The sequence below is a fragment of the Tatumella morbirosei genome (genome assembly GCF_000757425.2).
Taxonomy (GTDB): Bacteria; Pseudomonadota; Gammaproteobacteria; order Enterobacterales; family Enterobacteriaceae; genus Tatumella; species Tatumella morbirosei.
Genome location: NZ_JPKR02000003.1, coordinates 1,819,307 through 1,843,856 on the forward strand (window position 1 = coordinate 1,819,307; position 24,550 = coordinate 1,843,856).

Here is a 24,550-nt window from a genome sequence, read left to right on the forward strand (position 1 = left end):
TTTTACTTATACTTGCGCGGGCAAACGTCATTTTACCGACTTCGGACAAAAGTTAAAAAAATGATAACATCCTGAAAATTAAGTAAATATTATATGATTAATAAAAAAATGTTTTTTTGAACTGGTTACGTACAGGTAACCTGGTCGGACAGATTATTGTCGGACTCCTGGCGGGTATTTTACTGGCGCTGGTTTCCAAACAGACCGCCAGTTCTGTCGGGCTGTTAGGGGAATTGTTTGTTCATGCGCTGAAAGCGGTAGCCCCAATCCTGGTTCTGGTACTGGTGACCTCCTCTATTGCGAATCATCAGCAGGGTAAGCAGTCAAATATTCGACCTGTCGTGATCCTCTATCTATTGAGTGTATTTTTTGCATCACTGGTGGCGGTCATTGCCAGCTATCATTTTCCGCAGCAATTGCTGCTGACTAATGCCCATCAGGGAATCGCTCCACCACAGGGCATCAGCGGAATTCTCAATAGCCTGTTACTGAGTATGGTGGTTAACCCTGTTGATGCTCTGATTAACGCCAACTACATCGGTATTCTGGTCTGGGCGATTGGTCTGGGACTGGCTTTCCGCCACAGCAGTGACAATACCCGCCAGGTACTTAATGATATCTCTTCGGCCATTGGCTGGGTGGTACGTAAAGTGATCCGCTGCGCACCGTTGGGAATTTTCGGACTGGTGTCATCCATTCTGGCCAGTAGTGGCTTCTCTACTCTCTGGGATTACGCATCGCTGTTGTCGTTACTGCTGGGTTGTATGCTGATTATGGCTCTGGTCATCAACCCACTGCTGGTATTCTGGAAAATTCGCCGTAATCCTTATCCGTTAGTTTTTTATGCCTGAGGGAAAGTGGCGTGACTGCCTTTTTCACCCGAAGTTCAGCGGCTAATATTCCGGTAAATATGGGCATCGCGAAGCGACTGGGGCTGGATGAAGATACCTATTCAGTCTCTATTCCGCTCGGTGCCAATATCAGTATGGCTGGTGCGGCAATTACGATTACCGTACTAACCCTGGCCGCGGTTCATACTCTGAATATCCCGGTCGATCTGCCTACCGCGATTATGCTGAGCCTGGTAGCATCGCTCTGTGCCTGTGGGGCGTCAGGTGTTGCCGGCGGTTCGCTGTTGCTGATTCCTGTCGCCTGCAATATGTTTGGAATTCCGAATGATACCGCCATGCAGGTAGTGGCTGTTGGCTTCCTGATAAGTGTGTTGCAGGACTCTGCCGAAACAGCACTCAATTCATCCACCGATATTCTGTTTACTGCCGCCGTTTGTCAGTCCGAAGAGCAGAAGAAATTATCACTGGCTGAACAAAATCTACCGAAGTAATTATGCACAGGGGGGAAAAGACTATTTCCCCCATTATCCTGCTCACTCACATCACTACAGGTAATGATTGTGTCCCCTGAAGAGCGATAGTCACATGTTCTGTGATACCGATTAAGAAACTTACCACTCAGCCATGAATTATCCTGATTTTCATCCCATCCAAAGCGCCACAGCGCCCCTTCATCCGGCTAATTCCCCCCTGTTATGTCAGTCCTTGTAAATATCCTTTTGCAATATGCCTGACCGGGTAAAACTCTGCCTCAGCTAAGTGTTAACTGTATTGAAGTCACATGTTTTTTGTTACACTTAGTTCGTTTTTTTACCCTTCAGTGAAATAAACCAAAGGTCGCTGAGCAGAAGTCTGAATCCATTCCGGCAGATTCCCCGGAGTGCATTATCTTTAAGGCTTCTCCCGGGAATGTTAATGATGGCCAGGAACAGAACATGGATACCCTACAAGCCTTACTCCACGCCTTATGGCAGCAGGACTTTGAAACACTTGCCGATCCTTCACTGGTCTGGGCGATTTATGGAATTTTATTTATTATTTTGTTTCTGGAAAATGGTTTACTCCCTGCCGCATTTTTGCCGGGAGACAGCTTACTGATACTGGTTGGGGTATTGATTGCCAAAGGCACCATGGGCTTTCCGCTCACCATCCTTATTCTGACCACTGCCGCAAGTCTTGGCTGTTGGATCAGCTATATCCAGGGACGATGGTTGGGGAATACCCCCTTGGTGCAGAAATGGCTGGCCCATCTCCCGGCCCAGTATCATCAGCGTGCCCATAGCTTGTTCCACCGTCACGGGTTATCAGCCCTGCTGGTTGGCCGGTTTATCGCATTTGTCCGCACCCTGTTGCCAACCATCGCCGGTATTTCCGGTCTGAAAAGTGCCCGTTTTCAGTTCTTTAACTGGATAAGCGCCTTGTTATGGGTGGTTATACTGACTGTAGCAGGGTATGCGCTCGGCAAAACTCCATTATTTCGTAAGTACGAAGATCAACTGATGTTCTGCCTGATGATGCTGCCATTGGCTTTACTGGTGTTTGGCCTGTTTGGCTCGTTATATATTTTGTGGCGTAAGCGTTCCAGGCAAGACAGGGATGCCGGTTAATGCAGCATTCGCAGGCGTTTTCTATTCGTTTCCGGCTGGCAGGCGTTGTCATAATCAGCACGATGTTGGTTATCGCCGGGGGCGTACTGTCCTCAGGATGGCTGGCAAAGGAGCCACAGATACAAATAGGGGTTGCCCACAAAGGCACTAATCTACCCGACGGTTTCTTTGTTTATCATCAACTGGCGTCTCATGGTGTGAATATCAAGAGTATTACTCCTGAAGACGGCAAGCTGGTGATCCGCCTGCAAAACGAAGAACAGCGTCTGACCGCACAAAAGATACTTAAGCAGATACTTTCTGACGCCTACACCAGTGCCTGAGGGATGGTGGGTTTACAGAAATCACGGATTAAATATTACATACCCGTCATAACTTTGAACTTTCCGCCACCTGTATCTATACTCAGGTAACCAAATGAAAACAGTCAGGTAAATATGACCGGTACTGTTTTTTTGCTCATTCTCTTAGGCGATAACACTGATCCTGATGAAAATAATGGTACTGCTGATTTACATTCTGATGATGTTATCAGCCACCGCTGAGGCAAAAGGAAACCGTTGCCCGCCACAATACCGGGAAAAGGCGGCTGCCATTGAGCATGAGATTACTCTTGCGCAGCGACACCATAACCAACGCAGGATTAATGGGTTAAAGCGGGCACTGAGTGAATTGCAAAATAGCTGTTCTGACAACGAAGTATCGCGTAAACAGCACCCATGAAGTAGTCACTGACACCGGATAGCCAGCAAACGTGTGCCATGACGATAATTCATGAGTCTGTATGAGAATCATGACTGAGTCTGTTTCCTCCGCGTTTGCGGTTTAACACAACTTTCAGAAGGAGTTTCAAATGGCTAATATTCCATCATCACAGGACCTGCGTGCTGAACTGGCGACTCTGGCGGATACCCTGGAAGAAGTTCTGAGTGGCGCGAGCGAAAAATCAAAAGCTGAAGTCGATAAGCTGCATAAGAAAGCCAGGGCAACGCTGCAAAGCACCCGCGACAGTCTCGGTGAATCCGGCCAGAACATCGCCAAAACAACCCGTGAGGCGGCGCAGAAGGCCGACGATTACGTACATGAAAAACCGTGGCACGGCGTCGGAATCGCTGCCGCTCTCGGTGTGGTGTTTGGCATTCTGATTTCGCGCCGTTAATTATGGCTACTCACCCGCAAAATGAAGGACCGGGCAAGAGCCTGATTACTATCGGTCAGCGAATGGTGACAACCCTTGCCAGTATTGTCGAAACAAGGGTTCGTCTGGCAATTGTCGAGCTGGAAGAGGAAAAAGCGAACCTGATTCAAATGCTGTTAATGGTGGGTTTAACCATGATTTTTACAGCATTTGGACTCATGAGTCTGATGATATTAATCATCGTTGCAGTCGGCGCTGAGTATCGCCTGATGGCCATTGGTATCACTACCGGAGTGTTGTTTGCCCTGGCATTGATCCTCGGAGTCTGGGTACTGGTGAAATCCCGGCGCTCGACCCTGTTGCGTCATACCCGTAAGGAGTTGTCCACTGATCGGGAGCTGCTTGAGGAGCGCCAGTCATGAGCCGTCGCGATATTGAACGCCGACGCGATGCGCTACTGGCCCTCGTTCAGCAACAGCGTCTGGACTTAAAAGCCTGCGAGCGTGACTGGTTTCAGACCACACGGCGCTATGATGAGCTGTGGCATACCGCCCTTGGGTTGCGCCGATATATTGCTATCGGTAGCGGTCTTGCCGCCGTATGGTCGCTACGCCATCCGAAATTCATGCTTCGCTGGGGTAAGCGCGCTTTCGGCTTATGGAGCAGCTGGCGGGTCATACGTAAAGCCTTGCCACGAAAATGAACTCCTGCTATCTCAGCCAGTCTTCGGGCTGGCTGATTTTTTTCTGAATCCGAAAGACTCACACAGATATTTCTCCTTTCCTCTGCGCGTCCTGTCCTGCAAAATCACTGTCTGGCTGTTAATCCGGAGATTATTATGGGAATGCTGACTGAAGGTCGCTGGCAGGATGTCTGGTACGATACCAAAGCCAGTGGCGGTAACTTTGTACGCACACAATCACAGTGGCGTCACTGGGTCACCCCGCAAGGGGAAGCCGGCCCAACCGGCGACAGCGGATTTGCTGCCGAAAAAGGCCGGTATCATCTGTATGTATCGCTGGCCTGTCCATGGGCACATCGCACACTGGTGATGCGCCAGTTGAAAGCACTGACAGAGGTGATTTCAGTATCTGTCGTCCATCCGCTAATGCTGGAACATGGCTGGACATTTGACCATGATTTTCCGGGGGCCGATGGTGACCCACTCTACGGGCTGGATTATCTGTATCAGCTCTATCTGAAGGCCGACCCACAGGCCACAACTCGTGTCACGGTTCCGGTGCTGTGGGATAAGCAGCGTCAAACCATCGTCAGTAATGAATCTGCCGAAATACTGAGGATGCTGAATAGTGCTTTTGCTTGCTGTGGCGCCAACGATCGTGATTTTTATCCGCCTGATCTGCAGCAGGAAATTGATGAGCTCAATGACTGGATTTATCCGCTAATCAATAATGGCGTCTACCGTGCAGGGTTTGCGACCACGCAACAAGCTTATGATGAGGCGGTGAGCAGTGTGATGACCGGGCTGGACAAAGCGGAAGCCTTACTGGCAGAGCGGCGGTATCTGACCGGTAACCGTCTGACAGAAGCCGATATCCGGTTATGGACGACCTTAATCCGTTTCGATGATGTTTATGTCACGCATTTCAAATGCAACCACCGGCGTATTATTGATTATCCTAATTTGTATGGCTTCCTGCGCGAGATTTATCAGATGCCTGGGATTGCTGATACAGTCAATCTGCAACATATCTGTTGCCATTATTACGCCAGTCACCGGCAGATAAATCCGTACGGAATTATCCCTGTCGGTCCACAACATGACTGGCTGACTCCACACCAACGGGTTAACCGCTGACCCGATAACCAGGGCGGGTAGCATACCGCCCTCTGTTACCACACTGAAGATGTCTGATATTTGGCTAACAGCCGTGGGATCTCGCGCAATGCCCAGGCTTTAGCTTCGCCCATGCTGTCACGCCGCCAGGCCATAATAATATCGATATCATTGCGATACTCAGGGCTGACAACTTTCAACCGCCCTTCCTCGACATCCTTCTCTACCCACGGCCACGGCATGGTAGCAACACCCAATCCAGCCAGTAGTGCCTTACGTTTAGCTTCCAAAGAGCTCACCGTGAGACGCTGCTGCTTGTCGAGTAACTGTACGGTAATTACCGGGCGTTCCCGCGCAGTATCGGCCACTGCAATGCCCCGATATTTTACCCGGGTCACTTCAGAGAGAGGTTCCGGTTCCTGATGAATCGGGTGATCCGGGCTTGCAACGTAAACGCCTGTCATATTGTATAATTTACGGGTATTAATCTCACTGGAGGTCCGGAAATGTAAGGCTGGCGCAATCACGATATCGGCTTTTCCCTGATCCAGTCGTTCCCACGAACCGGCCAGTACTTCAGTCAGGATTGAAACCTGAGTATTGGCTTTCTCTGCCAGGCGATCCACCAGCGGGAACAGATGTTCACAGGGCACCAGCGCTTCGGTCACAATCGTCAGGTGAGTTTCCCAGCCACGAGCCAGGGCTTCGGCATCCGTAGTGAGCTTGTCTGCCGCTTCCAGTAAAACTCTGCCACGTTCCAGTAACAAACGCCCGACATTCGTGAATTTCGTTCGATGGCCCGAGCGATCAAACAACACAACGTCCAGTTCCTCTTCGAGCTTTTGCATGGTGTAACTCAGCGCAGAGGGGACGCGGCCGAGTTCATCTGCTGCTGCTGCAAAACTGCCCCGCCTGTCTATCGCATCCATGACCCGCAGAGATTCAAGTGTCAATGCTCGTTCTCTTACCATCGGATTCTCTTTCAGTAAATTTGAATATAGCAGGCAGATTAACTGGCTAACATTGCGCCGTCCAGCCCTTTAAGATAAAAGCAGAATATTATCCACAGGAGGAAAAATGCTAACGCTCCGGTCAGCAGAGAAATGCGGCACAGCCGATTATGGCTGGCTGAAAGCCCGCTACAGCTTTTCCTTTGGTCACTATTTTGATCCTGCGCTGATGGGTTTCGGATACCTTCAGGTGCTGAATCAGGAAGTTTTGGCCGCAGGAAGTACTTTTCAGCCCCGCAGTTTTCCGAAAGTCGATGTCCTGAACATCATTTTGCAAGGAGAGGCCGAATACCGCAGCAATGACGGACAAATTTCGCGCGCCACTGAAGGAGAAGCGCTGTTGTTATCGGCGAGTGACAACAGTATCTGTCAGGAATCCAACCCCTGCAAAATGCGCCCGTTAGTCCGTCTGCAACTATGGCTGAATGCCTGCCCGCAACAAAGCGCACCGGCCATGCAGCACCGGACACTCCCCTGCGATGAACAATGTGTTCTGATTGCTTCCCCGGAAGGGGAAAATGGTAGTCTGCAGCTTCGCCAGCAGGTCTGGGTGTATCAGATTAATTGCCGTGAAGGGCAGTCACTGCCGTTTCGTCTGAAAGGCAGCAGGTGCTATCTGCAATCAGTCCACGGAGAGTTAACGCTGGCGGGAAAAGAGGATGCGCTGGCACTTACCTGTGGTGACGGTGCATTGATAAGAGATGAATCAGAAATTCAGATCACGGCAGCAACAGACGGGAAACTACTGATTATTGACTCGAAAGAGAGTCTTCAGGCAGCCTGAATGGCTGCCTGAAGTGAGGATTACTTCAGCATAGTAAAGGCGGTAGTCACGTGTTTTACCCCGCTGACACGGCTGGCAATCTCTGCGGCTGCCTGCCCTTCCTGCGCAGTCACCAGTCCCAACAAGAATACTTCTCCCTGTTCTGTGGTCACCTTCACATTCGAAGATTTAACTTTATCACTGGCCAGTAACTGGGAGCGGACTTTAGTGGTAATCCAGGTATCACTGGAAGAGGTACCGAGTGTAGCGTTCGGCCCGATACGGATCTCATTATAGACATCCGTTGCACCATCCACACCGGCGGTTATCTGTTTGGCCCGGTCAGCCAGTTCCTGTGACGGTGCCTCACCGGTCAGCAGTACTTTGCCCTGATATGCCGTGGCATTAATGTGGGTTTCAGCTTTAATCTGCTTGTCGGTTGCCAGGGCATTGGCTACCCGCAGTTCTAACGTACCATCATCGACCTGAGTGCCGACGGTACGCGGATCCGTTGCCGATTTCGTTGCCACGGCAGCGCTGCCGATCACCACGGCGGCACAACCCTGTAGCATCAGGGCAGAGATCAGAATCGCTAACACCGAAAATTGTTTCATTAATGCTCCTTCAATTATTCCTGATGGGGAAATAAAGTGTTATCAATCAGTTCACACAGACAATTCACCGTCAGCATATGCATTTCCTGAATCCTCGCATTACGATGCGAAGGGATGCGAATTTCAACATCATGAGGCCCGAGCAAGCCGGCCAGTTCTCCACCGTCAAACCCCGTCAGAGCCACAATGGTCATATCGCGGGTCACCGCAGCTTCGACCGCCCTGACGATATCACGGCTGTTACCATGGGTAGAAATAGCCAGTAACACATCGCCTGCCTGGCCCAGTGCTCTGACTTGTTTGGCATAAACTTCATCATGCTGCCTGTCATTACCGATAGCCGTCAGCATAATATTATCTGCACTTAATGAGACTGCGGGCAGGCTGGGACGTTCATTTTCGAAGTGATTTATCATGGTGGCGGTAAAATGCTGCGCATTCGCTGCTGAGGCTCCGTTACCACAACTCAGAATTTTATGCCCGTTAAGCAATGACTGAACCAGAGTCATTGCTGCCCGTGAGATAGCATCCGGTAAGGCTTCAGCCGCTGCTATTTGTGTCTGGATACTTTCGGTAAAACAAGCTTTAATTCTTTCCTGCACAAGACCACCTGGTGATTACATTTCGGTATTAAAAGCGTTTGTTAACCACTGCCACCGGCTTCCGGTCACGGCAATGATGTCAAAACGACAGTCTGTGGTGGCAAAACTCTGCTGCCTGGCTGCCAGCCATATGGCGGCAGCCTTCAGGATTCGCTGTCGTTTTTGCCGGGTGATACTGGCCAGCGCGCCGCCATAGTTATCCGTCTTCCGGTAACGGACTTCGACAAATACCCATTGATGAGCATCGCGCATAATAAGGTCAATCTCACCTGAGCGATAACTGACATTACTCGCCACCCATTTCAGACCGGCGCGTTGCAGAAAACGGCGCGCACGCCGCTCCTGTAACTTTCCGCTGAAAATCCGGCTTAATGCACCGGTACGATTTGTCCCTGAGAATATTGATTCCATGATAACGTCCTGTTTATCACGCAATTCTGGCTGGCACTCAGAATACCGGTATCACCGTTAACCTGGTAGCCGGGTTGCTGGCGGAGCTGACTAAAATGGTTAGCCAGCGTCCATGCATCTATACCCATGGCATACAGACGTGTCAGCGAGTAATCATTGTTAAAGTTTTTCACTGCCTGCTGCATTAACGCCGGATTAGCCCCTGACAGTAACGGAATATCACTAAACTGCAATCCATCCATTTCCAGGCGGAAATCAGGTCCGGATCCGGCCTGAGAGCTACGTGAACTCGCATACAGTGCAATATTGCTACGGGAGCCAGTACTCATAGTAATCATCGGTTTAATCAGTGACAGTTCGGCCTGGCTTGCCACGATATATACCGAATCTACCTTTCCGGATGCCGGTGTGTCGGTGACCGGGGCTGGCTGTTGTGGCGCATTGAAGGTCAGACCTGCTACCGATATTGCATCAGATGCCCCGGTGGAAGGTGCCTGAACTACTACAGGGGTTCCGGACATCGGTATACCAGAACTACTGTTAATTCGTTGCTTCAGGTCCGCGACTGAGCCAAAGGTCTGCTCTTCAACCACCGAGCCCCCCAGTTTTTGCCACTCCAGAGTAAAGGCATTCGCCACCCGGGTTCCGTAGTTATTCGACGGGACCAGTAACAAAGGCATCCGCTTGTTTTGTTCCCAGATATGACGAGCCGCATCGCGAGCTTCATTTTCAGGTGATAATGCGAAATAACACATATTTGGGTGGTTCTGCAGGCTGCCTGGCTCATTCAGTGCCAGAATATTCAGCGGGGTAGATAAACCGGCCACGGTACTGACATCTTCTTTCAGCAAAGGCCCAACCACCAGCGTTGCGCCGTCATTCTGAGCCTGCTGAATCAGTTGTGCCACCGGCTGAGCATTGGTGTCATACACTTTAATCTGTGCGTTACTGCTGGCCTGGGCTGTTTCTGCCTGCACCGGTGCTGGTGCCGCAGACGTTGCCGGTGTTGCGCTGTCAGCTGTCACCCCGGTTGTACTGCCCGGGACGGATGTGGCCGACGGGCTCACCACCACATTAGGGTCTGCCGGCGATGTCGCACTGATCGGTGCGTTAGCACTACCGGTCACAGTGGTGGTCGCTGGCGGAGTTACTGCCCCCTGAGCACCATTAGCAGACGCTGTCCCGACAGCCTGCGTGGTACTACCGGATTGTGCCGGTGCAGTCGTAGCAGCAGTCGTCACCTGATTAATGACCCCGTTACGTGCATCTTCAAAACCTTTCTCTATTGCCTGAGAAAATACTGCCGCTGGCCCGGTTAATGGCAGCAGCAAGGCAATGGTACTGGTTGAAGCCGGCGTCATATTCATGCTTTGCAGTAACCCGGCAGGAAGCTGTTTCGACGCCGGATTGTCCGGATAGCGGGTCTGCCAGTCTTTCACCCCGGCTTTCAGTGCATTCTGATCGCCGTTGCTGTGGTAGTAGACACCCAGTAAATCCAGCCAGCCCTGCAAAATATTTTCGTTAGCATTGAACACGAAGTTATTGGTCTGTTGCTGAGGGAATTTACGCAGTGTCTGCCAGGTGGCATCAATATTTTTCTGAGCGGCATCGCCCTGTAATAACGGCTGTAAGGCAATATAAGCACGCACCGTTTCCAACGTCGGCTGGTTGCTGGTCGCAGCAATCGTGGTCGCATAATAGCGAGTTTTCTGATCGGCGGATAAACCGGAAACATCAGTATACTTCAGCAAAGGTAAGGCCGCGGCAGAATTATGGGTGGCAACCGCATACTGTGCTTTCAGTAAATTCAGCTCCTGCTGTTGTGTCGCGGTGATTTTTTGTGGCAGTGTCTGCAACTGTTTGCCGGCATCAGGGTATTTTCCTTCAGCCATTAACGCGCGGATGGCGAGTAATTGCCAGTCGGTCTTGCTATCATCACTGCTTTGCTGCATTTGTTGCAGATAATAAGCAGAGGTGCCGGTGGCCGGAGCCTGCACATTGACCGCAGGTGTCTGTGGCCCCTGAGTGGAGCAAGCAGCCAGAATAAGTCCGGCGAGAACGACAGGAACAAAACGCCCTGCTTTACGACGATTCACATTTGAAAGAAGCATACGGTTTCCGGTTATGTTTTTTTCAGAACGCCTAATAATAATTCGGCAACTCGGATGAAACAATGAAACAAAACGATCAGACAGAGATTTCTGCGGGCACCTTGTACATCGTCCCAACCCCGATAGGTAATCTGGGCGATATCACACAACGTGCTCTGGATGTCCTGTCAAACGCAGACTTGATTGCCGCAGAAGATACACGCCACACCGGCATGTTACTACAACATTTCGCAATCAATGCGCGCCTGTTCGCACTACACGACCACAATGAGCAGCAAAAAGCTGATCTACTGATAACACGGTTACAGGCAGGTGAAAGTATAGCGCTGGTTTCTGATGCCGGTACTCCGCTGATTAATGACCCGGGCTATCATCTGGTCACCAAATGCCGTCAGGCAGGGGTTCGGGTGGTGCCATTACCCGGAGCCTGTGCAGCAATAACAGCATTAAGCGCCTCGGGATTACCGTCAGATCGATTCTGTTACGAAGGGTTTCTGCCCGCCAAAAACAAGGGGCGCTGCGATACCTTACGCTCCCTGGTCACTGAGCCTCGTACCCTGATATTTTATGAGTCTACCCATCGCCTGCTGGATTGTCTGCAGGATATGGTGCAGGAACTGGGAGAAGCCCGCTATGTGGTACTGGCCCGGGAAATCACCAAAACCTGGGAGAGTATTCATGGCGCTCCGGTGGCTGAATTACTCCGTTGGGTTAAAGAAGATGAAAACCGGCGTAAGGGCGAAATGGTGCTGATTGTGGAAGGCTACCGAGCAGAAGAGGAAGCCCTGCCCCCGGAAGCCTTGCGTACCCTGAGCCTGTTACAACGGGAATTGCCGCTAAAAAAAGCCGCAGCGTTGGCAGCAGAGATTCATGGCGTGAAGAAAAATGCACTGTACCGTTACGCATTAGATCAACAGGAAAATGAGCAAGACGCGTGACAAATGGCGCCGAATACCCTATTATCCGCCGCCGAAGCTGACCAGACAGTCGCCGCTTCGTCGTCGTCCCTTCGGGGAGACGGGCGGAGGGGAGGAAAGTCCGGGCTCCACAGGGCAGGGTGCCAGGTAACGCCTGGGAGGCGCAAGCCTACGACCAGTGCAACAGAGAGCAAACCGCCGATGGCCCGTTTACGGGATCAGGTAAGGGTGAAAGGGTGCGGTAAGAGCGCACCGCGCGGCTGGCAACAGTTCGTGGCACGGTAAACTCCACCCGGAGCAAGGCCAAATAGGGGTTCACATGGTACGGCCCGTACTGAACCCGGGTAGGCTGCTTGAGCCAGTGAGCGATTGCTGGCCTAGACGAATGACTGTCCACGACAGAACCCGGCTTACCGGTCAGCTTCAACTTTTCTGTACAAAACCCGCTTCGGCGGGTTTTTTGCTTTCTGCTCCCTGAAAAATAGCTATCGCTGCCCTGTCGTGGACGGGTCCACGACGCTGTTCACTCACAGAACGCGGCTTACCGCTCAGCTTCAACTTTTCTGTACAAAACCCGCTTCGGCGGGTTTTTTGCTTTCTGCTCCCTGAAAAATAGCTATCGCTGCCCTGTCGTGGACGGGTCCACGACGCTGTTCACCCACAGAACGCGGCTTACCGGTTAAGTAAGCCGAAGAATTGTTAACTTTTCTTATCACAAATCACTGTTTAAACGCCGACCTGATGAAAAAATACCCGCCATTGCTAAGACGTATAAGGGAACATTTAGCAAATCAAGGACTGCAGTAAATACAGGGAGATCAGGGATGAGTAAACGGAGCGATATTATTGACGGTTCCGGGGGAGATACCGCCAGATCAGGGCTGGTATATACGGAATTAGCAGGCTGGATAGACCTGGGTCATGCACGGGGCGATGACATAAAAGACGTATGGTTGCAAATGCTGAGGGGGGAATCCCGTAACGGCCCCACCTATGATGTCACATACAGACAAGGTATGGGTGGTCTCAGTAGTCGTTTGAAGGTAGGTAAACAACTTACCTGGCGCCTAAGAAAAGGGCTTCCCTTTTATCAAAAACAAAGCATTGTTCTGTCAATGATGATAACCGTGGCCCGAAGGTTTGAACATTTACAAAGCTCCTTCCCGTTTAGCTGGATCACAGACAGCGGTTTCAGTGGAGAAGATCTGGTCTCAGATCTGTTGGGGTTTTACCGGGTAATGTTTTGCATGAATAATGCGGTCAGCCTTTTAAAGCCGGTTAGCCTGGACGAAGCGTTAAAACGGTGGGATCATTACGGCAAAATAGGTTCGTGGAAAAATGAGACATTCCTGCCATTACTTTTTCCCGACCCAACTCACCATCCTCATGCCAGCCCTTACCTCGGGCAACTCCCGGGCTTCATGATGCGTGTTTCTCCTTACAATAACCGGAACTCCGGAGATGTCGGGATTGTCGATCGCGATCGCGGGTTTATCATGTTTGGCAGAGGTATTAAGCCATTATGAAAACATCCCGTAAGATAACGATAGCGGTTTCGGTGATATGTGCCGTGAGTATTTATTTAGCCGGCCAGTTCATCAAAATGTCATTCGCAGAGAGTGCACATTACACTGAACAGGACTGGCCTGAATATGCTTACTACACGCCTGACCTGCTGAAGCACATGCCGAAAATCACTAATAATTACCGTTTTTCATACTTCAATATTGAAGGCCCCAACATCCAGATATATAAGCTGACATTTGAGGGCACTTCAGATACAGACAAAATTGACGCCTGGCTGACAGATCGCGGATATCAACGAGGGGGGATGTGCGACAGTACCTGCTGGACCAATAATCAGCCTCAGATAAACGTTTCGGTGATGACCAGCAATACAATGCCAGCAGCGGTGGTTATCCAGATCATCGATTATCGCTATAGCTTTTAACTTTTCTGTGAAAACCCGCTGCGGCGGTTTTTTTGCGGTCTGTTTTCTGCTGTCAGCTCACAGCCCCTGCCAATGACCGGCTTACGGTAACTGATCAGCCACCTGACGGGCAAAAGCCTGGATAGCTGGCATCAGATTGCCCTGTTCCGGCGGGGATAACAGCCACAGGAAGTTTTCCGGCTGGTATTCCCTGGCGGCAATTATTTGCAATTGATCCCGTAGCGGGCAGATCTCCAGCACGGCCAGTGGCACGATGCCAATACCCACGCCGTTGGCCACCAGCTCCATCTGCAAATGTGCGCCAGCACTTTCCACATTTACTTTTAACCGGCTGCCTTGCTGTTCAAGATAACGGATAACCCCGGCCCGCAGACCACACCCTTCCGGATTCAGGACCCATCCCTGCCGTGCTGCTTCACATAGCGGAATATCCTCCGGATATATCCCTTTACGGGCAATGATAGCCACAGCCAGTGGCTTAAGATTCACAGACTGAATATTTTCCGGTACTGCCAGGTTCGCCGGACCGATTGCCAGCATCGCGTCCAGATCGAGATTTTCCAGCCTTTTCAGCAACTGTCCTCCCCACCCGCAACTGATAGTCACGCCGGCATGCTCAAATTGTCCACGCAATTTCTCCAGCGTCTGTGTCAGGCTGATTTCACTCAGGCTCTGTGGCAGACCCAGCCGCAGTGGGCCACGCGCCTGCCCTTCTTCATCCGCCAATGCATACAACCGTCTGGCTTCTCTTTTCAGGGTCAGACACTGCTGGTACACCCGCTGACCGACCGTGGTCAGCCGCAAAGGTTTAGTCTGCCTGTCCAGCAACTGAGTCCCTAATGACTGCTCCAGACTTTGTAGCCGGCGGGTAATCGCCGACTGCGTGATCCCCAGATGCTCGGCCGCCTGGCTCAGAGAAGAAAACTGCACCACTGCCAGCAGTGCATCAATGTCGTCTATTCGCATGCTTTTCTCTTATGAACTTATTGCATATTAGCTTAGCTTAAAATTGCATTTTAGGAATAAAAATCCCTTTGCTAACGTAATAACACATTTCATTTCAGCCAGGAATTATTTATGCGTTTTTCCTTAGCAGGTCGTCATTTCACACGCATGATCGCCGGAGTGTTGAGCTTGTGGTTAATTCTGGGAACATCGATCAATGCCAGTGCGGCCCAGACCACTCTGGTGATCGGCGATCAGGCACGTATTTTACGCAGCCTGCTTGAAGCCTCCGGAGTGTTGCAGGGGATTCCCTACCAAATCCGCTGGGCTAATTTTCAGGGGGCCGCACCGTTATTTGAAGCCCAGAGAGCAGACGCGATCGATACCTCTTATGCGGGGGATTTACCGGTGTTACAGGCCCTGGCAGGCGGGGTTAATCTGAAAATTATATTGACCGAAGTCAGCAGCGGAAAAGGGAATGGGATCGTAGTACCGGCCAACAGTCCGATTAACAGCGTGAATGATCTGCGCGGACAACAAGTCGTAGTATCCTCCGCCGCCGGTAGTATTTCGCAAAATCTGCTCTATCTGGCACTGGAAAAGGCGGGTCTATCTCGTCAGGATGCAAAGATACGGTTTGTGCTGCCGGTCGATGCCAGCGCGGCCTTCAACAGTGGTCAGATTAAGGCGTGGGCGGTATTTGATCCTTACCTGGCAGTGGCTCAGCAAAACGGCGGCCGACTGATCACCGATGCCAGCAAGCTCACCTCATCATTCTCATTTCTGACTGCCACCACTCAATCATTGGCTGATCCGGCAAAACAGCAGGCAATTAAAGATTTTGCCGTCAGAGTTCGTCAGGCCAGGCTATGGGCACTCAGCCATCCACAGCAATATGCTGAAAGTTACGCGAAACTGAGCCATCTGCCACCGGCCACCGCAAAACTGATCACCTCACGCGCCGCCACCGATTCACGCAGTGTCACTACCGAAGACCTGACCAGTTTGCAATCAACCGCAGACCGCTTTTATCACTACGGCATCCTGCCCGACAAAATTAACGTTAACGATCATGCCATCAAAGGATTCCTGTAACCGGGGGTTGCCCGCCATCGCAGCAGCCATCTTCCCTCAGGGAAGTTATATCTGATATGCATAATAACTAATCTTAAAAATGAATTTTGATCATATTAACAATCAGCCTAGAGTATAAAAAATCTCCTCCGGCCTCCGGAGGTCCCCGGTAACCCGTTAGGTATACAGGAAAAGACTATGAGCATTCAGTTTATCGGTATGATCAGCCACCGCCTGAGTTCAGAAACCATCGCGGCCTCCGGCCCTGTTTTTGATAAAGATTACATTACCCGTATCGCCCGCGCCCATGAAGATGCCGGCTTTGACCGCCTGCTGGTCGCCCATGCATCTGACCAGCCTGACGGTTTCCTGGTCACAGCGCTAGCCGGGCTTTCTACCGAAAAAATTAAGTTTTTACTCGCCCATCGCCCGGGTTTTGTCTCACCTACCCTGGCGGCCCGCAAATTTGCCACGTTGCATCAGTTGCTGGATAACCGCCTGGCGGTCCATATCATCAGCGGTGGCAGTGATGCGGAGCAGCGGAAAGATGGCGACTTTCTCAGCCACGATGAACGTTACGCCAGAAGTGAAGCATTCCTCGATGTGGTGCGTGATGTCTGGACCCGGGACAAACCGTTCGATTTCAGTAACACCTACTATCGGGCGGAGCAGGCAGTGTCCGCGATTCGTCCCACGGCAGAGCAGCCAATCCCGGTATTCTTTGGTGGTTCTTCAGACGCTGCAATTCGTGTTGCCGGTAAACATGCTGATGTTTATGCGCTGTGGGGAGAGTCCCTGGCCCAGACCAAAGAAACCATTGAGCGCGTCAGGGCTGAAGCTGCCCGTCATGGCCGCGAAGTTGAATTCAGTGTTTCTTTCCGGCCAATTATTGCAGACACCGAAGAGGCCGCCTGGCAAAAAGCGGAGCAGATTCTCGCCACAGCCACTCATCGTCAACAAACCTCAGGACCGCTGAAACCAGACAATAAACCACAAAGTGTCGGTGCCAGAAGGCTGCGCGAAACCGCCGCTCTGGGGGACGTGGTTGATAAACGCCTGTGGACAGGTATCGCACGGCTGGTAGGGGGTGGTCAAAACTCCACCTCTCTGGTGGGCACTCCGGAACAAGTGGCTGATGCACTGCTGGATTATTACGACCTCGGCGTCCGGAACTTCCTGATTCGTGGTTTTGATCCGCTGAATGATGCGGTGGACTATGGCAAAGCCTTACTGCCACTCACCCGTGAAAAAGTCGCTGCCCGTGAGCAGGCTGAACGCAAACGCGCCTGATACCTGTAGAGGAACCTTTAATGATCCAGGCTGAAAACCGTTCATCCCCCTGGCCTGCCGGCCCGCAGTTTACTGATATCCGCCATAAAATGGCAGAAAGCGCGCAACAGATCGACCAGTCTGGCGATTTCCCACATCAGAATCTGGAATGGCTGCGGCAAAATCAGCTGCTGTCTCTGGCAACGGCCCAACAATATGGTGGCAATGGTGCTTCATTAGCCACACTGCAACAGGTAATAGCCGCTATTGCCGGGGGAGAGCCCTCAACCGCGCTGATAACCTGCATGCACTACCTGCATCACCTTCGTCTCCGTCAGCCTAATCGCTGGCCGGCAGAGCTTCTCCGTCGTGTATCAGAATCTGCGGTCAGTGAAGGTGGGTTAATTAACAGCCTGCGGGTAGAACCGGAACTGGGCTCACCTGCCCGTGGTGGTTTACCGCAAACGGTCGCCAAACGTACGGCGACTGGTTGGGTACTGAATGGCCACAAGCTTTATACCACCGGTATTGAAGGCCTGCACTGGCTGGCGGTCTGGGCGCGTAGCGATGACCCGACGCCGCTGGTCGGAAGCTGGCTGGTGCCTAAATCAGCCCCGGGGATCAGCATTATCAAAAGCTGGGATCATCTTGGCATGCGCGGTACCGGCAGCCATGAAGTCATCCTGAACAACGTCACCGTCCCGTTAAATTATGCCGCCGATGTCACCCCGTTTACCGGGATTGTCACACCCGATAATGAGGCGTTGACCCGGTTTGCTAACGCGAATACCGCTCTGCTGGCAGCGATTTATGACGCCATTGCCCGCACAGCTATTGACTGGTTAGCCGGTTGGCTACAGCAACGAATTCCGTCCGGACTAGGTAAACCGCTGGCCTCACTGCCCAGGGTTCAGGAACAGTTCGGACAGATTGAAGCTCTGTTACTGACTAACCGTAGTCTGCTGGATTTGGCCGCCCGGGAAGCTTTCAGTCAGTCCGACGCAGGGCTGGCAAAGGCGACCATTACTGACAATGCCATCGCGGCGGTCGATCTGGCCCTGCAACTGTCGGGAAACCATGGTCTGACCCGCCAGAACCCCCTGGAACGTCATTACCGCAATGTGTTGTGTGGCAGGGTACACACACCTCAGCGGGACAGTGCCTGGACTCTGGCAGGCCGCCAGCGGTTGACCAGCACCAAAACAACAATATCACCGGTCACGGAATAATCACCTCCGTGCCACGACTCAGCTTAGGGTGATACCGCCCGGCAATAACTTTCTTCCCGCCACAGGGAACTGATGACAAGGAATTATTCTATGCGCTCTTCTGTATTGTCCCGCAGGCGCTTTCTGGCGCTAAGTTCCGGGTTGGCTGCCACACCGTTACTGGGAGGATTTTCTTCATCATTGTGGGCTGCACAGCCCTCCAGCAATTCAATGGCCGGGATGGCAGGAATGATCGAGACGGCTGACAATACCAAAGGCGGGGTTGCGGATACTTCTTCGCTACGTTTACCGGAGCCATTTAAATTAAAACTGGCCATTAATCAAAATGCTATCTGTATTGCGCCGGTCACAGTAGCACAGCAACAGAATCTGTTCAGCAAGTACAACCTGGATGTCGAGTTCGTCAACTTCGGAAACTCGACCGATGTACTGTTACAGGCTATTGCTACCGGCAAAGCCGATGCCGGTATCGGGATGGCGCTGCGCTGGTTAAAAGCCCTTGAGCAGGGGTTCGATGTCAAACTGACGGCGGGAACCCATGGAGGATGCCTGAGTCTGCTGACCACCGCAAATTCAACCTTTACTTCACTGAGCAGCCTGAAAGGCCAGTCGATTGGCGTCACGGACATGGCCGGTCCCGATAAGAACTTTTTTGCCATTCTGCTGAAGAATCATGGCGTCGATCCCATTGCCGATGTCCAGTGGAAGGTCTATCCGGCAGACCTGATGACCCGGGCGCTGGATAATGGTGAAATTGCCGCCATCAGCGGCAGTGAACCCTTCAGTACCCGGATGCTGGACACCGGTAAATACAAACTCCTGGCCAGCAATATGACCGGTGAATATGCCAACCTCAGTTGCTGCGTTATCGGAGTCAGTGGCACCCTGGCACGTAAGCATAAAGCCGCAGCCGCAGCCCTCACCCAGTCTCTGCTGGATGCCCACAGCTTTGCGGCAAAAAACCCGCAAAAAGTAGGCACCGAATTCATGGCTCATGCACTGAATACCACGCCACAGGAAGTTTCAGCCATTCTGATGAGTGAATCCCATGACCATCACGCGGTCGGTGAGGTCTTTGTTAACGAGCTGACCCGCTATGTAACCGATTTACAACGGGTGCAGGTCATTAGTGCTTCAGTAAATCCTCACCAGTTCTCGGAGAGTATTTATGCAAATGTATTCGCCTGATAACCTGGCTTCGCCCGCCCGCCCGGGGATATCCAGGCTCTGGACCAAAGGCGGAATTGCCGCTCTGTTCTGGCTGGTTTCGGCCGCTATTACCCTTTACTGGCCTGACGGCGCCAGAGACTGGCCTTACTCGCAGTTGTGGGCAGAAATCAACACCGCTATCGCCCTGTTTTTGCTGGTGCTGACCCTGACTTTCCGACACTGGGTCAACCATCTGCCACGCCTGAAGACTGCCGCAGCATGGCTGATAGCCTTGCCGGTACTACTCAGTAGCTGGCAGATCCTGACCGCTAAACTGCTGGTACTGCCGGTGCCGTTTTTCGCACCACCTCAGGCATTGTTGCAAGTGTTCCACGATGACTGGCCACGCCTGCTGGACAGCCTGTATCACTCACTGTCCTTGCTGCTCAGTGGGGTGCTGTTGGGGACATTATTTGGCTTTATTGCCGGACTTTCGATCGGCTGGTCGCCGCGGGTCGGCTACTGGATGCATCCGTTGCTCAGGGTACTGGGGCCTCTGCCGGCAACAGCCCTGCTGCCACTCTGTTTTTTCCTGTTTCCGACCAGCCACGAGGCCAGCGTGTTTTTAATCGCTCTCGCAACGTGGTTTCCGGTCACAGTACTCACCTGGTCCGGCGTCGCCAGTATCGATCAGGCGTGGTACGACGTGGCACGTACCCTGGGCGGAAACTCGCGCTTTCTGATCTTACGGGTTGCTATTCCTGCGGCCTTACCCAGTGTGTTTGTTGGTTTGTTTATGGGTCTGGGTGCCTCGTTCTCGGTATTAATCGTGGCCGAAATGGTCGGTGTGAAATCGGGAATCGGCTTCTATCTGCAATGGGCGCAAGGCTGGGCAGCCTATTCCAATATGTATGCGGCCTTAATACTGATGGCTCTGCTGTGTTCAGGTCTGATTAGCCTGCTGTTTGCCGTCAGAAACCGGGTGTTACGCTGGCAAAAAGGAACCATGAAATGGTAAATACCGCACTGGCAACAGACGATTCCCGTGGGCTGAGTATTCGCCTGCAAAATATCAGTCATCGCTTTACCCTGAAAGATAAACAACTGCCGGTGCTGGATAATGTCAGTCTGCACATTGAACCAGGCGAGAGTGTCGCGCTGCTCGGTCCTTCAGGCTGTGGTAAATCTACCCTGCTACGCCTGCTGGCTGGCCTGGAACCACTACAACAAGGACAGTTGCTGGCAGATAACCAGCCGGTGACCGCGCCAGGCCCTGACCGGATTCTGGTATTTCAGGATCCGACGCTTTACCCGTGGCTGACAGTCCGACAGAACGTTCTGCTTGGCCCGCAGGCCAGAAAACTTAAAGACCAGCAGCCAAAAGCCGATCAACTGATTTCCCGTATCGGATTACAGGAGTTTGCTCATGCCTGGCCGGCACAACTTTCCGGAGGCATGGCACAGCGTGCTGCGCTGGCCAGAGCCTTACTAAATGAACCGCGGTTGCTGCTACTGGATGAACCGCTGGGCAAACTGGATTCACTGACACGAATCCGGATGCAAAGCGAATTGATCACCCTGTGGCAAAGCCAGGGGTATACCAGCGTGCTGGTCACCCACGATATTGAAGAAGCTTTGCTGCTCAGTCATCGGGTGGTGGTGTTTTCACCACGTCCTGCCCGTATTCTCGCGGAATTTCATAATCCGGCGCCTTTCCCGCGCCATCGTGATGCTCCTTTGCTGGTGAAACAACGTCAGGAAATTCTGGCCCTGCTGGGCCAGGGGACCGACTGGTAACTTATCGACAGGAATCCTTATGAGTACAGACACTTTAGCTCGTCACAGCACCCTTGCGGCACATCCCTGGTCTGCTGAAGAATATGCCGTGCGGCTGGATTTATCCCGCGCCTACCGGCTGGCCGCACAACTGAAGCTCACCGACCATATTTACACCCACTTTTCGGCGCGGGTACCGGGGAAGGAAGAACATTTCCTGATTAACCCCTACGGTCTGTTATTTGAAGAGATTACCCCGGAAAGTCTGATTAAAATCGATGTGCGCGGCAATATTATCGATGACCCGACAGGGCTCGGAATTAATGAAGCGGGTTATGTTATTCATGGCGCTATTCATGAAGCCCGTCCTGATCTGAAAGCCATTCTGCATACCCATACCCGCGATGGGGTCGCCGTATCGGCACAGCGCGAAGGCTTACTGCCCATTTCACAACATGCGCTGGGTTTTTACTCACGCATCACCTACCACGAATATGAAGGTATTGCTCTCGATCTGGACGAACAACAACGGTTGGTCCGTGATTTAGGAGACAGTGATGTGATGATCCTGCGTAATCATGGTTTACTGGCGGCGGGTACAAACATTGCTCAGGCATTTCGCCATCTACATATGCTGGAACGGGCCTGTAATATTCAGATAGCCGCCCTGGCCGGTGGACGGGAAAATATTTTACTGGCGCCGCAGGACGCGATTGATAAGGTTCGTCAGCAATCGTCCCGTTTCCGTGACGGTAACGACCCGATTACCCGTAAACACTGGCAGGCATTACTCCGTTCTCTGCCCGATCCGGAATTGCGCTGATAACTGCCAGCACCGTCCCGACAGGATAGTGCTGGCGGATATTATCTAGCGAAACTTTTTGTGATTCTGATTACGGATATCACCCAGCTTTTTGGCTTCTGCTTTGGCTTCCGGTAATTTATTGGCAGCAGCCAGTTTATCCACCACCGCTATCTGGGCAATCAGCTGATCCAACCCGGCGTGGTATTCTTTTATCCCCTCACTGTCAGCGGCCTGACCCTGCAGTTTATAGGGGGTCGATTTCTTTGCATCTTCCGCAGCATCGTGCATCTTCTGCAAAGCCTGTTGCATCTCTGCGGCACTCCCGGTGCTCTGTACCGTCGCCAGTTCGGTACCTAAAATGTCCATATCCTGTTCCAGCGGTAAGGCATAGGCTGTGGCGCAGGAAAGCAGTAACGCAGCAGAGAGTGCTGTTTTCAACGATTTATGCATTGCTCACTCCTTAATGTGAATATTCAAGGCCCGGCATAATTATGATTGTCACCGGAGCCCTCAGGGTATCACCGCGCTACTGGCCGGCAATTTTCATCCCGGATAACAACACCGAACCGCACTGAATATTACTGCGGGTTTCGATGTCATCCCCGACAGTGACCATGTTCTGCCACATATCTTTCAGGTTCCCGGCGATAGTAATCTCGCTGACCGGATACTGGATCTCTCCATTTTCGACCCAGAACCCTGACGCTCCGCGTGAATAATCACCGGTAATCGCGCTGACACCCTGGCCCATCAGTTCCGTGACCACCAGTCCGGTGCCCATCTGTTTCATCAATTCACTGAAAGAACTGCCCTGACCGGCAATCCGCCAGTTATGAATACCCCCGGCATGCCCGGTGCTGTGTAAACCGAGTTTACGGGCCGAATAACTGGTCAGTAACCAGTCCTGTAATACACCGCGATCGATAATCGTCCGGTCAAGGGTACGCACCCCTTCACTGTCGAACGGTGTAGACGCCACACCTTTCAGCAGATGCGGCCGCTCTTCAATGGTCAGCCAGTCAGGAAAAATTTGTTTACCCAGGGAATCCAGCAGAAAAGTAGACTTGCGATAAACATTTCCGCCACTGATCGCTCCGACCAGATGGCCAAACAGTCCGGTCGCCACTTCAGAGGCAAAAATCACCGGCGCTTCCCTCGTGGAAAGCTTTCTCGGTGCCAGCCGTGCCAGTGTGCGACGCGCGCACTCTTCACCCACCCACTGTGCAGACTGCAGATCAGCAAAATCACGGGAAGCCGTATAAGCGTAGTTACGTTCCATATGGCCATCCTGCTCAGCAATCACGCTGGCAGAGATACCATGCCGACTGCTGCAATAGCTGTTTAGCAGGCCGTGACTGTTACCAAACACCCGGATACTGGCGTGGCTGTTCAGGCTACCGCCTTCGGTATTTACAATTCGTTTGTCTGCCTGCAGGGCAAACTGTTCGGCTTCAGCCGCCAGCTCGATGGCACGATCGACTTCGATATCCAGCGGGTGGAAAAGATCTAACTCCGGTGCATCCCAGGCCAGTAAATCTTTTTCGGCAACCCCGGCATAAGGGTCCGGCGAGGTATAGCGGGCAATATCTACTGCTGCCTGAACTGTACGCTGGATAGCCTCCGGACTCAGGTCAGTTGAAGAGGCACTGCCTTTACGCTGTTGCAGATAGACGGTGATACCTAATGCACCATCACTGTTGAATTCAACATTTTCCACTTCGCCATAACGGGTACTGACACTGATGCCGGTGGTTTTGCTTACCGCGACCTCTGCACCATCCGCACTGGTTTTGGCCAGTTCCAGTGCATGAGACACTGCCTGTTCCAGCTGTTTACGTTGTTCTGCAACCTGAGTTGATACGTTCATCGATCCGCCGTCTACTCTTATGTATGAAGATATTCAGTCTATCAGAGTCAGAGAACAATTTCGCAGTCGCCCTGTAACCTGTTAGCATTAGCCTCTTTTTTCAGGAGCCCAATAATGACCAGACAGCCAGAAGAGTGGCTCGACAACGAGCCAGACCCGCAGGAAGATGAAGATGATGAGATTATCTGGGTCAGTAAAAGTGAGATAAAACGCGATGCCGAAGAGCTTAAACGCCTCGGTGCCGAACTGATTGACCTGAGCAAAAACGAGCTGGAACGCATTCCGCTGGATGAGCAATTGCGTGATGCTATTGAACTGGCACAACGTATCAAAAAAGAAGCCCGTCGCCGTCAGTTACAACTCATCGGTAAATTATTACGTTCACGTGACGTCGAACCGTTACGTCAGGCGTTAGATAAGCTTAAAAACCGCCATAACCAGCAGGTAGCACTGTTCCATAAACTGGAAGCCATCCGTGACCGTTTAATTGAGCAGGGTGATGATGCCATCGCCGAAGTCATTAATCTTTATCCGGAGGCTGATCGTCAGCAGTTGCGTAGCTTTATCCGTAATGCTCAGAAAGAGAAATCCGCTAATAAGCCACCAAAATCCGCACGACTGATTTTTCAGTACCTGCGTGAACTGGCAGAAGCCTGATAATGG

27 protein-coding genes, 1 other RNA gene and 1 pseudogene are annotated in these 24,550 nt (G+C 51.9%); 21 read left to right on the forward strand and 8 right to left on the reverse strand.

The genetic code is table 11. From position 1 onward, the window contains the following. Window positions 1-116: 116 nt before the first annotated feature. The 8 genes and pseudogenes from sstT (at window position 117) to HA49_RS11165 (ending at window position 5,415) form a co-directional block, all read left to right on the forward strand. Window positions 117-1,342, forward strand: a pseudogene (sstT, locus tag HA49_RS11130) (serine/threonine transporter SstT). Window positions 1,343-1,786: 444 nt separating this feature from the next. Continuing rightward, a complete protein-coding gene (locus tag HA49_RS11135; RefSeq protein WP_038023352.1) occupies window positions 1,787-2,458 on the forward strand; it encodes a DedA family protein in 672 nt (223 codons plus the stop codon). Continuing rightward, a complete protein-coding gene (gene mzrA / locus HA49_RS11140) occupies window positions 2,458-2,781 on the forward strand; it encodes an EnvZ/OmpR regulon moderator MzrA (protein ID WP_052752470.1) in 324 nt (107 codons plus the stop codon). Before HA49_RS11135 ends, mzrA begins: the two co-directional genes overlap by 1 nt. Before the next feature lie 166 nt (window positions 2,782-2,947). Further along, the gene (locus HA49_RS11145) at window positions 2,948-3,181 is read left to right on the forward strand and encodes a DUF1090 family protein (protein WP_084706399.1); all 234 of its coding nucleotides are present in this window, start codon (window positions 2,948-2,950) and stop codon (window positions 3,179-3,181) included. A gap of 130 nt (window positions 3,182-3,311) precedes the next feature. Then, entirely contained in the window at window positions 3,312-3,617 is a 306-nt protein-coding gene (locus tag HA49_RS11150; protein ID WP_038023354.1) for an ElaB/YgaM/YqjD family protein, read from the forward strand. 2 nt (window positions 3,618-3,619) lie between these two features. Then, entirely contained in the window at window positions 3,620-4,018 is a 399-nt protein-coding gene (locus HA49_RS11155; RefSeq protein ID WP_038023356.1) for a phage holin family protein, read from the forward strand. Next, the gene (locus HA49_RS11160) at window positions 4,015-4,299 is read left to right on the forward strand and encodes a YqjK-like family protein (RefSeq protein WP_038023358.1); all 285 of its coding nucleotides are present in this window, start codon (window positions 4,015-4,017) and stop codon (window positions 4,297-4,299) included. The genes HA49_RS11155 and HA49_RS11160 overlap by 4 nt, the downstream gene beginning before the upstream one ends. A 135-nt stretch (window positions 4,300-4,434) precedes the next feature. Next, on the forward strand, window positions 4,435-5,415 hold the full coding sequence (locus tag HA49_RS11165) for a glutathione S-transferase family protein (protein ID WP_038023362.1): 981 nt from the start codon (window positions 4,435-4,437) through the stop codon (window positions 5,413-5,415). A gap of 35 nt (window positions 5,416-5,450) precedes the next feature. Here HA49_RS11165 and HA49_RS11170 read toward each other — a convergent pair whose 3' ends face one another. After that, window positions 5,451-6,365 carry a LysR family transcriptional regulator gene (locus tag HA49_RS11170; protein WP_038023364.1) on the reverse strand — a complete coding sequence of 305 codons (915 nt, stop codon included), beginning with the start codon at window positions 6,363-6,365 and terminating at the stop codon, window positions 5,451-5,453. Between the two features lie 106 nt (window positions 6,366-6,471). Here HA49_RS11170 and HA49_RS11175 point away from each other — a divergent pair, with 106 nt between their 5' ends. Next, on the forward strand, window positions 6,472-7,188 hold the full coding sequence (locus HA49_RS11175; RefSeq protein WP_038023366.1) for a pirin family protein: 717 nt from the start codon (window positions 6,472-6,474) through the stop codon (window positions 7,186-7,188). Between the two features lie 20 nt (window positions 7,189-7,208). On the opposite strand, the gene dolP is transcribed toward HA49_RS11175, so the two are convergent. The 4 genes from dolP to HA49_RS11195 are packed head-to-tail and all read right to left on the reverse strand — an operon-like array spanning window position 7,209 to window position 10,905. Continuing rightward, window positions 7,209-7,781 (reverse strand): division/outer membrane stress-associated lipid-binding lipoprotein, encoded by a 573-nt coding sequence (gene dolP / locus HA49_RS11180; RefSeq protein ID WP_038023368.1) that lies wholly within the window; start codon window positions 7,779-7,781, stop codon window positions 7,209-7,211. Window positions 7,782-7,795: 14 nt separating this feature from the next. Continuing rightward, window positions 7,796-8,383 (reverse strand): DnaA initiator-associating protein DiaA, encoded by a 588-nt coding sequence (diaA, locus tag HA49_RS11185; RefSeq protein ID WP_038023371.1) that lies wholly within the window; start codon window positions 8,381-8,383, stop codon window positions 7,796-7,798. Window positions 8,384-8,398: 15 nt separating this feature from the next. After that, window positions 8,399-8,794, reverse strand: a complete 396-nt coding sequence (locus tag HA49_RS11190; protein ID WP_038023374.1) for a YraN family protein — start codon at window positions 8,792-8,794, stop codon at window positions 8,399-8,401. Next, window positions 8,752-10,905, reverse strand: coding sequence for a penicillin-binding protein activator (locus HA49_RS11195; RefSeq protein WP_038023376.1), 2,154 nt, complete (start codon window positions 10,903-10,905; stop codon window positions 8,752-8,754). The genes HA49_RS11190 and HA49_RS11195 overlap by 43 nt, the downstream gene beginning before the upstream one ends. A 62-nt stretch (window positions 10,906-10,967) precedes the next feature. Between HA49_RS11195 and rsmI the strand changes: the two genes are divergently transcribed. From rsmI to HA49_RS11215, 4 genes are all read left to right on the forward strand, one after another. Beyond that, complete coding sequence (gene rsmI, locus HA49_RS11200) at window positions 10,968-11,843, forward strand: 16S rRNA (cytidine(1402)-2'-O)-methyltransferase (RefSeq protein WP_038023377.1); 876 nt, start codon at window positions 10,968-10,970, stop codon at window positions 11,841-11,843. Between the two features lie 33 nt (window positions 11,844-11,876). Then, window positions 11,877-12,251: RNase P RNA component class A (gene rnpB, locus HA49_RS20595), an RNA gene on the forward strand. A 395-nt stretch (window positions 12,252-12,646) separates the two neighbouring features. After that, window positions 12,647-13,348: a hypothetical protein gene (locus tag HA49_RS11210; RefSeq protein WP_038023379.1), complete on the forward strand. Its 702-nt coding sequence runs from the start codon at window positions 12,647-12,649 to the stop codon at window positions 13,346-13,348. Beyond that, window positions 13,345-13,773 carry a hypothetical protein gene (locus HA49_RS11215; protein WP_038023382.1) on the forward strand — a complete coding sequence of 143 codons (429 nt, stop codon included), beginning with the start codon at window positions 13,345-13,347 and terminating at the stop codon, window positions 13,771-13,773. The genes HA49_RS11210 and HA49_RS11215 overlap by 4 nt, the downstream gene beginning before the upstream one ends. Window positions 13,774-13,854: 81 nt before the next feature. On the opposite strand, the gene HA49_RS11220 is transcribed toward HA49_RS11215, so the two are convergent. Next, window positions 13,855-14,739, reverse strand: coding sequence for a LysR family transcriptional regulator (locus HA49_RS11220; RefSeq protein WP_038023384.1), 885 nt, complete (start codon window positions 14,737-14,739; stop codon window positions 13,855-13,857). A gap of 111 nt (window positions 14,740-14,850) precedes the next feature. Between HA49_RS11220 and HA49_RS11225 the strand changes: the two genes are divergently transcribed. The 7 genes from HA49_RS11225 to HA49_RS11255 all read left to right on the forward strand — a co-directional run bounded on the left by HA49_RS11225 (window position 14,851) and on the right by HA49_RS11255 (window position 22,038). Next, the gene (locus HA49_RS11225; RefSeq protein ID WP_038023385.1) at window positions 14,851-15,813 is read left to right on the forward strand and encodes an ABC transporter substrate-binding protein; all 963 of its coding nucleotides are present in this window, start codon (window positions 14,851-14,853) and stop codon (window positions 15,811-15,813) included. A 177-nt stretch (window positions 15,814-15,990) separates the two neighbouring features. Then, on the forward strand, window positions 15,991-17,082 hold the full coding sequence (locus tag HA49_RS11230; RefSeq protein ID WP_038023388.1) for an LLM class flavin-dependent oxidoreductase: 1,092 nt from the start codon (window positions 15,991-15,993) through the stop codon (window positions 17,080-17,082). Window positions 17,083-17,102: 20 nt separating this feature from the next. Beyond that, a complete protein-coding gene (locus HA49_RS11235) occupies window positions 17,103-18,290 on the forward strand; it encodes an acyl-CoA dehydrogenase family protein (protein ID WP_046791747.1) in 1,188 nt (395 codons plus the stop codon). Between the two features lie 90 nt (window positions 18,291-18,380). Continuing rightward, window positions 18,381-19,478 (forward strand): ABC transporter substrate-binding protein, encoded by a 1,098-nt coding sequence (locus tag HA49_RS11240; protein WP_038023390.1) that lies wholly within the window; start codon window positions 18,381-18,383, stop codon window positions 19,476-19,478. Further along, window positions 19,459-20,457 (forward strand): ABC transporter permease, encoded by a 999-nt coding sequence (locus HA49_RS11245; protein ID WP_038023392.1) that lies wholly within the window; start codon window positions 19,459-19,461, stop codon window positions 20,455-20,457. The genes HA49_RS11240 and HA49_RS11245 overlap by 20 nt, the downstream gene beginning before the upstream one ends. Then, window positions 20,451-21,236, forward strand: a complete 786-nt coding sequence (locus HA49_RS11250; protein WP_038023393.1) for an ABC transporter ATP-binding protein — start codon at window positions 20,451-20,453, stop codon at window positions 21,234-21,236. Before HA49_RS11245 ends, HA49_RS11250 begins: the two co-directional genes overlap by 7 nt. 19 nt (window positions 21,237-21,255) lie before the next feature. Further along, entirely contained in the window at window positions 21,256-22,038 is a 783-nt protein-coding gene (locus HA49_RS11255; RefSeq protein ID WP_038023395.1) for a class II aldolase/adducin family protein, read from the forward strand. 45 nt (window positions 22,039-22,083) lie between these two features. Here HA49_RS11255 and cybC read toward each other — a convergent pair whose 3' ends face one another. Then, window positions 22,084-22,470 carry a cytochrome b562 gene (cybC, locus tag HA49_RS11260; RefSeq protein WP_038023397.1) on the reverse strand — a complete coding sequence of 129 codons (387 nt, stop codon included), beginning with the start codon at window positions 22,468-22,470 and terminating at the stop codon, window positions 22,084-22,086. 76 nt (window positions 22,471-22,546) lie between these two features. Then, window positions 22,547-23,887, reverse strand: coding sequence for a metalloprotease PmbA (pmbA, locus tag HA49_RS11265; RefSeq protein WP_038023399.1), 1,341 nt, complete (start codon window positions 23,885-23,887; stop codon window positions 22,547-22,549). Between the two features lie 114 nt (window positions 23,888-24,001). Between pmbA and yjgA the strand changes: the two genes are divergently transcribed. Continuing rightward, complete coding sequence (gene yjgA / locus HA49_RS11270; protein WP_038023400.1) at window positions 24,002-24,544, forward strand: ribosome biogenesis factor YjgA; 543 nt, start codon at window positions 24,002-24,004, stop codon at window positions 24,542-24,544. Window positions 24,545-24,550 lie beyond the last annotated feature (6 nt).